The 13977-nt window shown below is 55.6% G+C and carries 11 protein-coding genes; 7 read left to right on the top strand and 4 right to left on the bottom strand.

Annotated features, from left to right (window positions below; translation table 11 throughout):
* Positions 1 to 55: 55 nt before the first annotated feature.
* Positions 56 to 1207, top strand: coding sequence for a hypothetical protein (locus tag J7380_RS03935; RefSeq protein WP_348539067.1), 1152 nt, complete (start codon positions 56 to 58; stop codon positions 1205 to 1207).
* A gap of 2 nt (positions 1208 to 1209) precedes the next feature.
* Here J7380_RS03935 and J7380_RS03930 read toward each other — a convergent pair whose 3' ends face one another.
* Positions 1210 to 1890 carry a Crp/Fnr family transcriptional regulator gene (locus tag J7380_RS03930; protein ID WP_209194570.1) on the bottom strand — a complete coding sequence of 227 codons (681 nt, stop codon included), beginning with the start codon at positions 1888 to 1890 and terminating at the stop codon, positions 1210 to 1212.
* A 198-nt stretch (positions 1891 to 2088) separates the two neighbouring features.
* Between J7380_RS03930 and J7380_RS03925 the strand changes: the two genes are divergently transcribed.
* From J7380_RS03925 to cls, 3 genes are all read left to right on the top strand, one after another.
* Positions 2089 to 3699, top strand: coding sequence for an arylsulfatase (locus J7380_RS03925; protein ID WP_247742363.1), 1611 nt, complete (start codon positions 2089 to 2091; stop codon positions 3697 to 3699).
* 75 nt (positions 3700 to 3774) lie between these two features.
* A complete protein-coding gene (locus tag J7380_RS03920; RefSeq protein ID WP_209194569.1) occupies positions 3775 to 4749 on the top strand; it encodes an HAD family hydrolase in 975 nt (324 codons plus the stop codon).
* 23 nt (positions 4750 to 4772) lie between these two features.
* Complete coding sequence (gene cls, locus J7380_RS03915) at positions 4773 to 6185, top strand: cardiolipin synthase (protein ID WP_209194568.1); 1413 nt, start codon at positions 4773 to 4775, stop codon at positions 6183 to 6185.
* Here the strand turns inward: cls and J7380_RS03910 are convergent.
* Complete coding sequence (locus tag J7380_RS03910) at positions 6182 to 6616, bottom strand: ion channel (protein WP_170354256.1); 435 nt, start codon at positions 6614 to 6616, stop codon at positions 6182 to 6184. The genes cls and J7380_RS03910 overlap by 4 nt on opposite strands.
* A 170-nt stretch (positions 6617 to 6786) precedes the next feature.
* Here J7380_RS03910 and J7380_RS03905 point away from each other — a divergent pair, with 170 nt between their 5' ends.
* Genes J7380_RS03905 through J7380_RS03895 form a run of 3 tightly spaced genes read left to right on the top strand, consistent with a single transcriptional unit; the run spans position 6787 to position 10875 of the window.
* On the top strand, positions 6787 to 7434 hold the full coding sequence (locus tag J7380_RS03905) for an ABC transporter ATP-binding protein (protein WP_170354257.1): 648 nt from the start codon (positions 6787 to 6789) through the stop codon (positions 7432 to 7434).
* A complete protein-coding gene (locus tag J7380_RS03900; RefSeq protein WP_209194567.1) occupies positions 7431 to 9845 on the top strand; it encodes an ABC transporter permease in 2415 nt (804 codons plus the stop codon). Before J7380_RS03905 ends, J7380_RS03900 begins: the two co-directional genes overlap by 4 nt.
* Complete coding sequence (locus J7380_RS03895) at positions 9835 to 10875, top strand: lipocalin-like domain-containing protein (RefSeq protein ID WP_209194566.1); 1041 nt, start codon at positions 9835 to 9837, stop codon at positions 10873 to 10875. The genes J7380_RS03900 and J7380_RS03895 overlap by 11 nt, the downstream gene beginning before the upstream one ends.
* Here J7380_RS03895 and J7380_RS03890 read toward each other — a convergent pair whose 3' ends face one another.
* Together J7380_RS03890 and J7380_RS03885 are read right to left on the bottom strand one after the other, a co-directional pair.
* Positions 10876 to 11307 (bottom strand): universal stress protein, encoded by a 432-nt coding sequence (locus tag J7380_RS03890; protein WP_170354260.1) that lies wholly within the window; start codon positions 11305 to 11307, stop codon positions 10876 to 10878.
* On the bottom strand, positions 11304 to 13913 hold the full coding sequence (locus tag J7380_RS03885; protein WP_209194565.1) for a TRAP transporter permease: 2610 nt from the start codon (positions 13911 to 13913) through the stop codon (positions 11304 to 11306). Before J7380_RS03885 ends, J7380_RS03890 begins: the two co-directional genes overlap by 4 nt.
* Positions 13914 to 13977 lie beyond the last annotated feature (64 nt).

The following is a 13977-nucleotide window of genomic DNA, read 5'->3' as shown; positions in this document are numbered from 1 at the left end:
TTTGGTCGCTCCATCAGTCGCGCTACCACAATCGGAAAGCTCCAGTGAACCACGCGTGTCTGTCGAAGTTCCAGAAGAAAGTGTTATCGTCGGCCAACCCGCCCTGGTTCGTGTGAAAGTTCTTGTTCCAACCTTCATGCCGTCCCCACCGGTGTTTCCGTCCCTTGAACAAGAAAACCTTCTGGTTCGTTTGCCTGAGCGCGCCTCGGGCCCAGTAAGTGACACAGTTGATGGTAAAACTTGGTCCGGGGTCCAGCGCAGTTATCGACTTTACCCTTTGACACCCGGCCAATTGGATTTTGGCGAGCAAGATGTCGAAGTCACTTTTGCGGATCCTGACACGAATAAGCCCGTGCAAAGCACCTTAACGCTTCCGAAAATCTCTTTGTCAGTCGAAGTGCCTGAAGGCGCACAAGGGTTGGACCCGTTAATCATCGCCAACGGTTTTGAACTAAATCAAGACATTGAAGGGCCTTCCGAACTACATGCGGGAGACGCCATTACGCGCAAGTTAACGGCAAATATTTATGGAACCAGCTCAATATTAATACCCCCGCTTTTGACGGATACGGGCGATCCGCTGCTGAAGGCTTACCCGAAAGACCCGCGGTTTTCGGAATCCGAGGACCGTGGAATCCTTTCGGGCCAGCGCGTTGACGAGGTGGTTTATCTTGCCCAAGCAGCAGGAAAAACGACGCTGCCGCCCGTAACCTTGCGTTGGTATAACCTTGAATCCGAGAGCCTTGAAACAGCCGAGGTACCAGCAATAGACCTGCAATTGACGGGGCCAGCCAAGCAACAATTTGACATACGGAACCTTCTGCAGGTCACTCCCTACGTTATATTTTTTACGTTAGTCTTGGCTGCCGTATTTCGTTTGATGGTTCCGTGGTATCGACGCAGGCGCAAGCTGCAAGCACAAATCTACAATGCGTCGCCGGAGTTCGCGTTAGCGCAACTAAGAACTGCGCTAAATGAACAGGACCTGTCAAAAGCCTATTCAGCATTGGATTTATGGAAGTCGCGCACGGTGGAAACGGTCGACACCAGTGTCATGGAACGACAATTGGCTGCGATATCCGCAACAAGATATGCTGCAACGAAATCGGGTGCTGAGCCGGATTGGTCAGGTGCCGTCGCGGCTATCGGCTCGTTGTCAAAGAGCACACAGCGTAAACCGACGGTACTTCCGCCGCTAAATCCTTGAGTTCAGGTTTGGCAATTTGCAAACAGGGCCGCCCTGTCTTTTATCAGGATGCGGCCGTAACCGATTTCAATTAAATCCAAATCCTCTAATCGGTGAAGGCTTCTGTGTAGCGTAGGACGGGACACAGCCACCATCTCTGCCAATTCTTCCTGAGATACTATGATCCAGCCATCGGATTTGGACGTTCCCTCGTCCAGATGAAGCAAACGAAGAGCCACCCTTTTCTCGGCCCCGGTTACCAGAAGGTTGGCAATAACCCTCAAAGCAGTCCGCATATTGTCGTGAGTCAATGCGTAGAAATCTCGGATGTAGTCCGGATGTTTCTGTACAAGGCTATTGATCCGTGCACTTGGAAAAAACAGTACTGTAGTCTCGCAAATTGTCACGACACTCATCAATCTGAATGAGTTCGCGAACATTGCCAGATCACCAAACCAGAAACCAACTCCTTGGCGGTGAAAGACTAAGTCCTGTCCATCATCTGCAGGAACGGCCAACGAAACCCCACCATCCAACACAGTGTACAGCCCATTGACCGGATCACCGTGATGGTAAAGCGTTTCACCAGTTTCAAACGCACGCACCATCCCGCAGTTCAATAAATCTTCCTGGAAACATTGCGAGCGCTCGGCAAACCAAGTGGCTTCCCGCAAGAGGTTCATATTATTAACTTTATCAAACATTAGTAATTTCCAATGTGATCATATGATAAATTTAAAGTCCACCTTTTACCATACAGTGAAAGAGTTCGATTCCTTCACGAGCTACTCTGCCAAAAGGTCGAGCAAATTTTCTAAAATGGTTCAATTTCCTTATGTTGAACCTTTTTTTTCAACAAGACTCTTTGGGTCCTTCTGACCCATATAGATCGGGAGAAAACCATGTCACCACCACGTTTGACGACCATGAATTGGCGGATTGGGCTTCGCCGGATTGCTGTGGCGACTTTCGCCGTGGCCTTGGCGCTGCCAGCTTGGGCGCAAGACCAAAAGCCCAATATTCTGGTGATCTGGGGCGATGACATTGGCCAGTCCAACATCTCAGCCTACACCATGGGACTGATGGGGTATCAAACTCCGAATATTGACCGTGTGGCCAAGGAAGGCATGATCTTCACCGACTATTACGGCGAACAATCCTGTACAGCCGGCCGCTCGTCCTACATTATGGGTCAGTCCGTATTCCGGACTGGATTGTCAAAAGTTGGTTTGCCGGGTGCCGATCTGGGTATGCAGGTCGAAGACCCCACCATAGCCGGACTTTTGAAAGACCACGGCTATGTAACCGGGCAGTTCGGAAAAAACCACCTTGGTGATAAGGACGAACATCTTCCCACAAACCACGGTTTTGATGAGTTTTTCGGAAACTTGTATCATTTGAACGCCGAAGAAGAACCGGAAAATGAAGACTACCCCGGTGATGCTGTTCTTGCTGACGGTCGCACGTTCCGCGAAGCATACGGTCCCCGAGGCGTCATTAAGTCCAAAGCCGATGGAACAATCGAAGATACCGGCCCGCTAACTAAAAAGCGTATGGAGACGGTTGACGAAGAAACGGTCGCTGCGGCAATTGATTTCATCAAGCGCGCGAACGAACAGGGTCAACCCTTCTATGTTTGGTGGAATGGTACTCGCATGCACTTCCGAACCCATGTCAAAGACGAAATGCGCGCCCAGGCGAACGAGATCTTTGGCGGTGTGGCAGACGAGTACACTGCTGGTATGATCGAGCATGACATGCATGTCGGCCAATTGCTGGATTTACTGGATGAGCTTGGCATCGCCGACAACACGATCGTGCATTACTCGACCGACAACGGCCCGCACATGAACACGTGGCCAGACGCGGCCGCAACGCCATTCTGGGGTGAAAAGAACACCAACTGGGAAGGTGGCTGGCGCGTGCCGTCGATGGTTCGGTGGCCTGGCAAAATCGAAGCCGGTTCCGTCACAAACGAGATCGTGCATCATATGGATTGGTTGCCAACCTATCTGGCGGTCGCCGGTGACGCGGATATCAAAGAAAAGCTGAAAGCCGGATATAGCTCGGCTGCTATGGGCCGTGACTACAAAGTGCATCTGGATGGGTACAACATCTTACCGTTGTTGACTGGTGAGGCAGCTGAAAGCCCACGTCGTGAAATCTTCTATTTCTCGGATGATGGCGACCTAACGGCACTGCGTTTTGATGATTGGAAGCTGATCTTCCTTGAGCAGAAAGCATGGGCAACCCTGCGCGCATGGATCGAACCGTGGACAGAGCTTCGTATCCCTCTGATCATCAACCTGCGCCGCGACCCATATGAACGCGCCTATCGGACGTCCAACACCTATTACGACTGGCTGCTGGATCGAGCGTACTTCTTGGTACCTGCCCAGCAATATGTCGGTAACTTCTTGGCAACATTCCAAGAGTTCCCTCCACGCCAGAAAGCTGCCAGCTTCAATCTGGATCAGGTGATGGAGAAATTGGCGACTCCGACAAACAACTAATGTCGACAGCAAGACTTCAGGGGGCCGTTTCAAAAACAACGGCCCCTTGCGATTTTCAGATATAAGGAATTGATCATGAAAGCCGTTCTTCTCTCTGGGCTTCTCTCGGTTTCAGCGGTTTTTGCTTATGCTGATCCGCTGCCCAGTTGGCAGGATGCCGCCTCCAAGGCCCGCATTATCGATTTTGTACGCTCTGTCACTGACCCCCAGGGGATGGACTATGTAACACCAGCCGACCGAATTGCCGTTTTTGACAATGACGGCACCCTTTGGGCGGAACAGCCTGTCTATTTCCAGCTCATTTTTGCAATGGACCGTCTGTCAGAAATGGCTGAAGCAGATCCGTCCGTACTGAGCAGCCCTGTTCTGGAAGCCGCCGCCAAACGCGATGTGCAAGCCATTGCGGAAGGTGGGCATGACGCGCTGATCGAAGTGATCAACGCATCGCATTCTGGTATGAGCGTCGACGCATTCCAGGTGGCGGTCGAGGAATGGCTAAACACCGCACAACATCCTGAAACCGGCCTAACCTATGATGCGATGACGTATCAACCGATGGTGGAGCTTCTTCGCTACCTCAGAGATGAAGGATTTCGCACTTATATCGTGTCCGGAGGTGGGTTGCATTTCATGCGTGTCTTCGCCGAAGAAGCTTATGGCATTCCGCCGGAACAGGTGTTGGGTACCTATTCTGCTTCGACCTACGAAACGTTGGATGGCAAACCGGCTATCGTCAAATCGCCGGGCATCGCTTTCATCGACGACAAGGAAGGCAAGCCCATCAACATCGAACGCACTATCGGGCGGCGGCCGATCTTTGCCGCGGGCAACTCCGACGGAGATTTCGCAATGCTTGAATGGACAACTGCCGGAGACGGACCAAGGCTAGGAGTGTTGATCCATCATACAGACGCGGCGCGCGAATGGGCCTATGACCGCGAAAGCCCAATAGGAAAACTGGTGGATGGATTGGATCTTGGTCCCGATATGGGATGGGTTATCGTTGATATGGCCGAAGACTGGAAACGCGTCTACACTGGCTCTGACTAGATTGAAGAAGGGCCGCTAACACGATGTGGACACTGCTTGTTTCCCTCGCCGTCTTTTGCCTTTACGTGACGGCGGCCATCTTTGCTTTACGCGCGGCCCAAACAGCAAGAACGCCACAAGGTGCTGTAGGTTGGGTGGTTTTCCTGATCTCGGCCCCTGTTTTTGGTGTCCCACTGTATTTGTTTCTGGGTCATCACCGGTTTCGGGGCTACCGCATCGCGCGCAAGCAAAGCGAAAGCGTGGTCGAGGGGATCAAGACCTTCGCTGATTTTTCGAAGCCCGACCCTAAAACGATGAAGATAAACCCAAAGCCGTTCGAGGCTTTGGCCCATCTGCCTGTGTCGCGCGGCAACGGTGCACAGTTGCTGGTCGACGGACAGGCCACATTCGATGCGATCTTCGAGGCCATTGACGCAGCGCGCAGCTACGTTCTTATACAGTTCTATATCGTTCGCGATGACGCTTTGGGGCAGCGTTTGCAAGCCAGGTTGATCGCTGCGGCGGAAAGAGGCGTCAGTGTTCGTTTTATGACGGACTCGGTTGGCAGCTACAGTTTGCCGACAGTCTATTTGGACAAGTTGCGCGATGCAGGTGTCGAAATCGCCAACCCGCGTGATCGCCGCGGCCCCCAGCATCGGTTTCAGCTGAACTATCGCAATCACCGAAAGACAGTGATTATTGATGGTGAGATCGGGTTCATCGGCGGCCACAATGTCGGTGTCGAGTATTTGGGCCAGGACAAGCATTTCGGCCATTGGCGGGACACACATATCCGGATGACCGGTCACATTGTCCGCCAGCTGCAACTGATTTTCACGGAAGATTGGCACTGGGCGCATGAAGAAGACTTGATTGACGAACTGGTCTGGGCAGGGCCGGAGTCCGATCAAGACATGAACGCCCTTCTTGTGGCAACCGGCCCAGGCGACGAGACCGAGACCGGAGCCATGATGTTTTTTGCCGCCATCGCCGAGGCCAAAACACGCCTGTGGATCGCCTCGCCATACTTCGTTCCCGATATCGATGTGATGACGGCCCTTCAACATGCTGCCCTGCGCGGCGTCGATGTGCGCATTCTGGTCCCCGAAGTCATTGACCACCGCCTTCCATGGCTGGCTGCCTTTGCTTATTTCGACGAAATCCGGGACTGCGGCGCTCGTGTTTTTCGCTACACGGATGGGTTTATGCATCAAAAGGTGTTCGTGGTGGACGACACTCTTGCTGCCGTGGGTACGACAAATCTGGACAACCGTTCATTCCGGCTGAATTTCGAAGCGATGGCCCTGTTTTTTGACAGCCGGGCCGCCGAGGCCGTCGCCGAAATGCTTAAGAACGATTTTGACAACAGTTATGAGCTTGAACGGAACCTGCCCGACCAGCGCGCTTATATCCGGTTCGGATCGCCCCTGGCGCGCCTGTTTGCGCCGATCCTTTAACCCATAAGCTCTTCTTTGAAGACCTGCGTCATCACGGCCACCATGAAAGCTGTGGACAGACCAAAGGCCAACAGACCCGTCACCGACGCAAAAGCGCCGAAGATACGCAGGGGTTCGCCCAAGACGATGTCACCATAGCCAAGCGTCGTGAACGTCACCAACGAGAAATACAGAGCTGTGTTCCAGTCGGGCAGAATATCCCCCAGAATCCAGACCACCGCCCATAGCCAGACCTGAAACGTATGGATCGCGACGATAAACACCAATGCCACACATAACGGAGCTGCAATGGTGAAAAACCTTTTGCTGTTCTCCAGACGCAACGCAAAGATGCGGATTACCTGCGTGCACCACGTCAGCAGAATGATTTCCAAAACGAAGCAAATCCCAAGATAGATGCTGCCCCATACGATCTGTTCAAGTAAGGTCATGTGTCCGTATCTCGTTTTGCCTTCTGAAAAAGCTCTGCAACAATGACTGGTTAGGCCCATCGGGACAACCCTGCGTGATCCGCTGCGACGAATGGAAACGAATCCGTGTCAGCGCTGGACTCCGGCTGCGTTAGGTCCACATTGAGGCGCACAGTAAGAGAGCAATCAGAATGCTGCTGAAAATCGAGAATGTTCGAAAATCCTATCCCGGAGGACGTCCGGTTCTTCAGGGTGTTTCGCTTGACTTGGACACGGCCCAGACGTTGGCACTGACCGGTGAAAGCGGCAGCGGCAAAAGCACCCTTCTGAACCTCGCAGCGGCGATGGACAGTTTCGAAGACGGAGAGATCACGTTGGATGGCACAGGTTTGTCGTCGCTCGACGACCCCGGCCGGGCCGATCTACGCCGGCATAGCCTGTCGATTGTTTTCCAGCAGTTCAATCTGATCCCATCTTTGACGGTCAGGCAAAACCTATCCTTCCACGCCCGGCTTGCGGGGCAAGAGGATAAAGACTGGAACGCCCATCTGGCCGATCGGTTGGGCCTGTCTGATCTTCTGGATCGCTACCCCGAGACCCTGTCGGGCGGCCAACAACAACGCGTCGCTATCGGGCGCGCGCTGGCGTCTCGACCCAAGCTGCTGCTTGCCGACGAACCGACGGGCAATCTTGACGAAACCGCCAGCGCGAATGTTCTGGACCTGATGTTGTCGCTGGTCTCCGAGACAGGGACCGCTCTGCTTTTGGTGACACATTCAAGCGAGATTGCAGACCGGCTGGACAAGCGCGCGCATCTCAGCGGTGGTCGCATAGCATGACGCAAGCCGTTGTTCAGGCCCTGTTGTCTCATTGGCGCGCACATCGAATACAACTCGCCACCCTTCTGATCGGGATCGCGCTGGCGACAGCGCTGTGGTCGGCTGTACAAGCCATCAATGCCGAAGCCAGGGCCAGTTATCAAAGGGCGAACAACCAGTTGGCTCTGGGGCAATTCGATACCCTTCAAGACCCCGCGGGCCTGTTTCCCTTAGCGCGCTACACCGAGCTGAGGCGTGCAGGATGGCAAGTGGCCGCCGCGCTGGAGGGCTCGATGCGCATAAACGGCCGCACGGTTCGGGTGCTGGGTGTCGATATGCTTAGCTACCCTGCCCTGCCCGCAGTCACCCAGATGGAGGAAGGCGAAACTCCTCCTGATCCGGCCCAGATACTGACCGCTCCGGGCCGATTACTGGTACACCCTGAGCTGGCGACGTTGCCAACTGGAACCCAGGACCTGCCACCAATGGTGGTGACCGATAACCTTCCATCAGACCTGATCCTGACAGATATTGGTGTGGCCGAGGTTTTGCTGAACCGCCCCGGTCTTTTGTCCCGGCTCATCATCCTACCGAACCAACCGCGCAACCTGCCAGAGCTTGCCGTCGTCGCTCCGTCTCTGGAACGGATAGACGCAGCCTCGCAACTGGATACGGCCCAACTGACCGACAGTTTCCATCTGAACCTGACAGCTTTTGGATTGCTGTCCTTTGCAGTTGGGCTGTTCATCGTCCACGGTACGGTCGGACTTGCCTTTGCTCAGCGGCGCGCAATGATCCGCACCTTACGGTCACTTGGGGTCTCGATGCGGCGACTGGTGTGGATGATTATGGCGGAACTGACCCTTTTTGCCATCGTCGGAGGCATCCTTGGCCTGATGCTTGGGTTCTTCATTGCGGGCGCTTTATTGCCCGATGTTGCAGCCACTTTGCGCGGTTTGTACGGGGCACCTGTGAGTGGCCAGATCGCCTTGCAACCTGAATGGGTTCTGGCGGGCCTTGCGATGGCCGTCGGTGGCACCTTGCTTGCCAGCGGGCAAGCCCTGTTCCGCTTGTCCCGAATGCCATTGCTGTCGGGCGCTGGGCTTCAGACGTGGCGTGTAGCGTCGTCAGACAGGTGGCTTTCCCCAATTGCGGGCGCTGTGGCGATCCTCGGCGGTGTCGCAGCGCACCTATTGGTCGGAGGTCTGGTAAGCGGTTTTGCCATGGTCGCCGGCTTTCTGGTCGGCGCCGCGCTCATTTTGCCAACGTTGTTATCCCTTGCGCTGCAAGTGCTGCAACGCCGTGCAACAGGCCCGATCGCCCAATGGGTATGGTCCGACATGCGCGCTCAGCTTCCCGGTCTGTCCTTGGCCTTGATGGCCCTGTTGCTGGCCCTGGCTGCCAATGTCGGTGTGGGCACGATGGTGTCCAGCTTTCGACTGACCTTTACCGGATGGCTGGATCAACGCCTGACATCCGAACTGTACCTGACACCTTCCGATCAACAACAGGCGCAAGAGATTGCCGAGTGGCTTGCTCCACAAGTTGACGCGTTGCTACCTATTCGCAACGTGGAGCTGTCTCATAGTTCAGGACCTTTGTTTTTGTACGGCGTTGTCGACGATCAGACCTATCGCGAAAAATGGCCTCTGATCGCATCTTCATCAGAAACGTGGGACCGTGTGATGGACGGAACTGCAATCTTGATCAACGAACAATTGGCCCGACGCGAAGACCTTTGGCCGGGTGACGTTCTAAGCCTTGGCGCGAACCTCAGTTTGCCCATAGCCGGGGTGTATTCTGATTATGGCAACCCCACCGGACAAGCCATCGTTTCGATGGATCGCCTTGATAAAATCGCCCCCGGCGCGAAAATCCGCGGCTTTGGCATCCGAGTCCCCGAAGATAGGGCAACGGAACTGGCCCAGACCTTGCGTGACCGCTTTGATCTGCCATCGCGGTCGGTCGTTCAACAGGCGGCGATGAAGGCGCAATCCGTGGCGGTCTTTGAAAAGACATTCGTTGTCACTTCGGCGCTGAACATCCTGACACTTGGTGTCGCAGGATTTGCGATTTTGACAAGCCTGCTGACACTGTGGACGCAGCGCTTGCCGCAAATTGCGCCGATCTGGGCGCTGGGGTTAACACGAGAGCGTCTGGCCCGATTAGAGCTATTGCGCAGCCTGTTGTTGGCGGCGCTGACGGCGGTTTTCGCGCTGCCGCTTGGGTTGGTGTTGGCATGGACCCTACTGGCGGTCATAAATGTCGAGGCCTTCGGCTGGCGATTGCCGATGTATCTGTTTCCATCGGATTGGGTCTATCTTCTGGTGCTCACCCTTGTGGCCGCTCTCATCGCGGCTGCCCTGCCTGCGCTTCGCCTGTTACGCCTGCCGCCCGCCGACCTTTTAAGGGTGTTTGCCAATGAGCGTTAAATATGTCCTCTTGATACTGACTTTGCTGTTGCCAAGCATGGCACAGAGCCAAGGCTATGCCGGTTTGGGCGGCTCGGCCGAAGGGTTCGACGTACCTCAAGCAGGTTATGATTTCAGCTTTCCGCAAGATCACGGTCCGCACCCGTCGTACCGGATCGAATGGTGGTATTTAACGGCAAACCTGACCGGAGAGGATGGGCGTAGCTATGGTTTGCAATGGACCCTGTTCAGATCGGCCCTCAGACCAAACGAAGTCGAAGGGTGGCAAAGCCCTCAAATCTGGATGGGCCACGCAGCTGTCACCACACCCGAAGCGCATTACTTTGCAGAGCGCCTGTCGCGTGGCGGTATCGGTCAGGCTGGCGTCACAGCCGACCCGTTCGTGGCGTGGATCGATGAATGGTACATGCAAGGGAACGATCTGGATCGCCTGAACCTTCGCGCTCAGGGGGCTGACTTTGGGTATGACGTGTCCCTCGACGCGCAGGGTCCGTTGGTTTTCCATGGAAACGGCGGATATTCCGTCAAATCCGCAGACGGGCAAGCCAGTTACTACTACTCGCAACCTTTCTACACCGTTGAAGGGACGCTGCGGCTGCCTGGCGGTGATATCGCTGTCACAGGGCAAGCCTGGCTGGACCGCGAGTGGTCATCGCAGCCGCTGGCCGCCGACCAGACCGGGTGGGATTGGTTTTCTCTCAGCTTCGATGACGGTGACAAGCTGATGGCCTTCCGCCTAAGGGGGGGCCGTGGGGACTTTACCGCCGCCACGTGGATTGCCCCCGACGGTACAACCACCTCTTTGCCCGATGGTGCTGTACGGGTCCGTCCGTTGGACACGGCACAGGTGGCTGATCGTGATGTGCCCATTCGGTGGCAGGTCACGCTGCCGGATCGCGATTTTGATGTCGAGGTATCGGCTATGACACCGGATTCCTGGATGGCGACGATGTTTGAATATTGGGAGGGTCCGGTTACCGTCACCGGCAGCCACAGCGGTCGTGGCTACCTTGAAATGACCGGATACTGACTAGCGAACGACAAAAACCGAGACATTAGAGTGTCGCACGACCCGTGCCGCATTCGGACCCAGAAGGTAGTCCTTGAAATCCGGTTTGTGCGCTCCGATCACGATCAGATCTGACCCGGCACTATCGGCCGTTTTCAGGATTTCCTGATAGGCTGTACCGGTTGCAACCACATGGCGGACAGTCTCGTTCCGTTCCGCACCCAGCGCCGCGACACACATATCGGTCAGTTTCGTCTGCGCTTCTTCCAACGCTTTTTCGTGGAAATCGGCTTGAAAGAAACCGGACACCCAGCTTTCGCCGAAATCCGGCAGAACCGTTACAACATCAAGCTGCGCGTCTTCCATCTGGGCCAAGGCAGCCGCTTTTTTGAGGACATGGACATCCAGATCACCATTGCTGATGTCGACGGCACATAGGACAGAGTTTGTCATGCGGGCACCTCTTGTCTGGTGGCACGGCCACGTTGCAGGAAGGCGATCAGACCCAGGAATATCATCGCCGGGATATAGATCAGTTGTTTCGGGGGCTGGCTGGACGGCACACTGACCGAGGTCAGACGGACCGCCTCATCCCCGTAATAGTCAAAGATATCCAGATCATCGGCAACCGGCGCACCGAACAAGGGTTCTTCCAATTTGACCAACCCATCCTCTGGGATCAGCAACAGACCCAGAGCTTCAACCCGCGCTTCGCCGCCCTCTTCGTCGCCGACGGTCACGACGACCGTGGTATCAGTCATCTCAAGCGTGTCAAAATCGGGGCCGGCAACGACCAGTCGCATCTCGGTTCCCGGTGGGGTTTGGCCGATCGTTTCGACCAAAGCAGCCGGTTCGACAGATGTGTACGGAGGCGCGATCCGGTCCATGAAGTAGTCCGGTCGGAACAGTGCAAAGGCCACGGCGATCAGCGCGATGCTTTCATAGAAACGGCTGTGGGTCAGGAAATAGCCCATTGTCCCCGCCGTAAAGACAAGGATGGCAATGGTCGCGAATATAGCGACGATTATGCCTTCGACCCAAGTAACGTCGATCAACAGCAAATCCGTGTTGAAGATGAACACAAATGGCAACGCTACGGTGCGTAGGCTGTAGAAAAAAGCGGTGAAGCCTGTCTTGATCGCATCCCCGCCCGAAACGGCAGCAGCCGCGAAGCTGGCCAGACCCACAGGCGGTGTCACATCAGCCATGATACCGAAATAGAACACGAACAGATGCACGGCGATCAGCGGCACGATCAGCCCGCTTTGCGCGCCCAGCTCAACCACCACTCCGGCCATCAGAGAGCTGACGACGATGTAGTTCGCGGTTGTCGGCAGGCCCATGCCCAGGATCAGGCTGAGCAGGCCAACCATCACCAGCATCAGGATCAGATTGCCGCCTGACAGGAACTCGACCAGATCGGCCATCACCTGTCCCACGCCCGTCAGCGTCACGGTGCCCACGATCACGCCCGCCGTGGCGGTGGCCAGCGCGATACCGATCATGTTCCGCGCGCCGTCGATCAAGCCCTGCCACAGATCGGCCACGCCGTCGATGAACGTGTCGTACAGGTTGCTCTGACCCCGAAAGATTGCCTTGAGCGGCTTTTGCGTCACCAAAATTACAAACAGCAGCGCGGTGGCCCAGAACGCCGACAACCCGGGCGATTTCTGTTCGATCATCAGGAAATAGACCAACACGATGATCGGCAGCAGATAGTGCAGACCCGCTTTGTAAATTTCGGCGATGACCGGCAGTTCCACCTCTTTGGCGTTGGGATCATCCGGCTCAAGATCCGGGACCTGAGAAGCAAGATAAAGAAGGACCACATAGACCGCACACACAATCAGGCTAAGGATCAGACCCGCCGCAGACGGAGCCCACGCCGTGACCGCCTCGACCGGGAATTGCGAGCTATAGCACAGCCCTGCAAACACTAGGAAAAAGGACAGCATCCCGACAACGGTCCGTGCAAGATGCACCTCGCGATTGCCCAGCGTGGGCATGTTGCGCTTCACGGCTTCGAGGTGAACGATATAGACCAGCGCGATGTAGGAGATCGCGGCGGGCAGGAAGGCATGGGTGATCACCTCGACATAGGAGATGCCCACATATTCCACCATCAGGAAGGCCGCAGCCCCCATCACCGGCGGCATGATCTGTCCGTTCACCGAACTCGCTACCTCGACCGAACCCGCCTGTTCACTGGAAAAGCCCACCCGCTTCATCAGCGGTATGGTGAAGGTGCCGGTGGTCACCACATTGGCAATCGACGAGCCCGAGATCAGGCCGGTTGCGGCCGACCCAACAACGGCCGCTTTTGCCGGACCACCCCGCAGGTGGCCAAGTGCGCCAAAGGCCATCTTGATAAAGTAATTCCCTGCCCCGGCCTTATCCAGCAATGCGCCGAACAGCACGAAGAGGAAAACGAATTTCGTAGACACACCAAGCGCGATGCCAAACACACCCTCGGACGTGATCCACATGTGGCTCATGGCTTTTTTCAGGCTTGCGCCCTTCCAGCGGATCACCTCGGGCACCCATTCCGAGGAACCGAAAAACACATAGAGCAGGAAGATCGTCGCGATGATTGCCATAGCCGGGCCAAGCGCGCGGCGTGCGGCCTCGAACAGAAGCAAAAGACCACCCAACGCGATCCATTTGTCGGTATCATCCGCCAGACCACCGGCGTTTACGATCTTGTCGTAGAAAAAGTACCCGTACAGCGCCACAAACGCGCCAAGCGCGCCCATGATCCAGTCTTGAATGGGAATGTAATTGCGCGGACTGGATTTCAGCGCCGGATAGGCCGCAAAGGCCAGGAACATCGCAAAAGCCAGATGGATCTGGCGCGAGTTGTTCACCACGCTGCCCGGCAGAACCACGTTGGAAATCGGTGAGGCCAGAACGACCTGAAACACCGACCAAAGCGCTGCGACGACAGCCAGAAAAATCCCGACACTGCCAACCGGATTACGCCCCCCTGCATCGGACGAAGCTACAAGATCCTGCAGTTCTTCTTCGGATAGAGGGCGATTGGATTGGGTGTCGGAACTCATCAGGATGTCTCCCCGTCATGCGACCTTTTTGGCCTTATTCGCTACCCGGTTACGCCGGGCTTGG

It is taken from the genome of Ruegeria sp. R8_1 (assembly GCF_017743815.1).
Classification (GTDB): Bacteria; Pseudomonadota; Alphaproteobacteria; order Rhodobacterales; family Rhodobacteraceae; genus Ruegeria; species Ruegeria lacuscaerulensis_A.
Note: the sequence above shows the minus strand (reverse complement) of the source record. Positions and strands in the feature narration are given on the sequence as shown.

What these genes read in the sequence shown, in the direction of transcription:
- J7380_RS03895 (WP_209194566.1), top strand. Translation starts at nt 9,835, where the DNA reads ATGAGCGTTAAATATGTCCTCTTGATACTGACTTTGCTGTTGCCAAGC.
- J7380_RS03905 (WP_170354257.1), top strand. Translation starts at nt 6,787, where the DNA reads ATGCTGCTGAAAATCGAGAATGTTCGAAAATCCTATCCCGGAGGACGT.
- J7380_RS03925 (WP_247742363.1), top strand. Translation starts at nt 2,089, where the DNA reads ATGTCACCACCACGTTTGACGACCATGAATTGGCGGATTGGGCTTCGC.
- J7380_RS03885 (WP_209194565.1), bottom strand. Translation starts at nt 13,913, where the DNA reads ATGAGTTCCGACACCCAATCCAATCGCCCTCTATCCGAAGAAGAACTG.
- J7380_RS03920 (WP_209194569.1), top strand. Translation starts at nt 3,775, where the DNA reads ATGAAAGCCGTTCTTCTCTCTGGGCTTCTCTCGGTTTCAGCGGTTTTT.
- J7380_RS03900 (WP_209194567.1), top strand. Translation starts at nt 7,431, where the DNA reads ATGACGCAAGCCGTTGTTCAGGCCCTGTTGTCTCATTGGCGCGCACAT.
- J7380_RS03930 (WP_209194570.1), bottom strand. Translation starts at nt 1,890, where the DNA reads ATGTTTGATAAAGTTAATAATATGAACCTCTTGCGGGAAGCCACTTGG.
- J7380_RS03890 (WP_170354260.1), bottom strand. Translation starts at nt 11,307, where the DNA reads ATGACAAACTCTGTCCTATGTGCCGTCGACATCAGCAATGGTGATCTG.
- J7380_RS03910 (WP_170354256.1), bottom strand. Translation starts at nt 6,616, where the DNA reads ATGACCTTACTTGAACAGATCGTATGGGGCAGCATCTATCTTGGGATT.
- cls (WP_209194568.1), top strand. Translation starts at nt 4,773, where the DNA reads ATGTGGACACTGCTTGTTTCCCTCGCCGTCTTTTGCCTTTACGTGACG.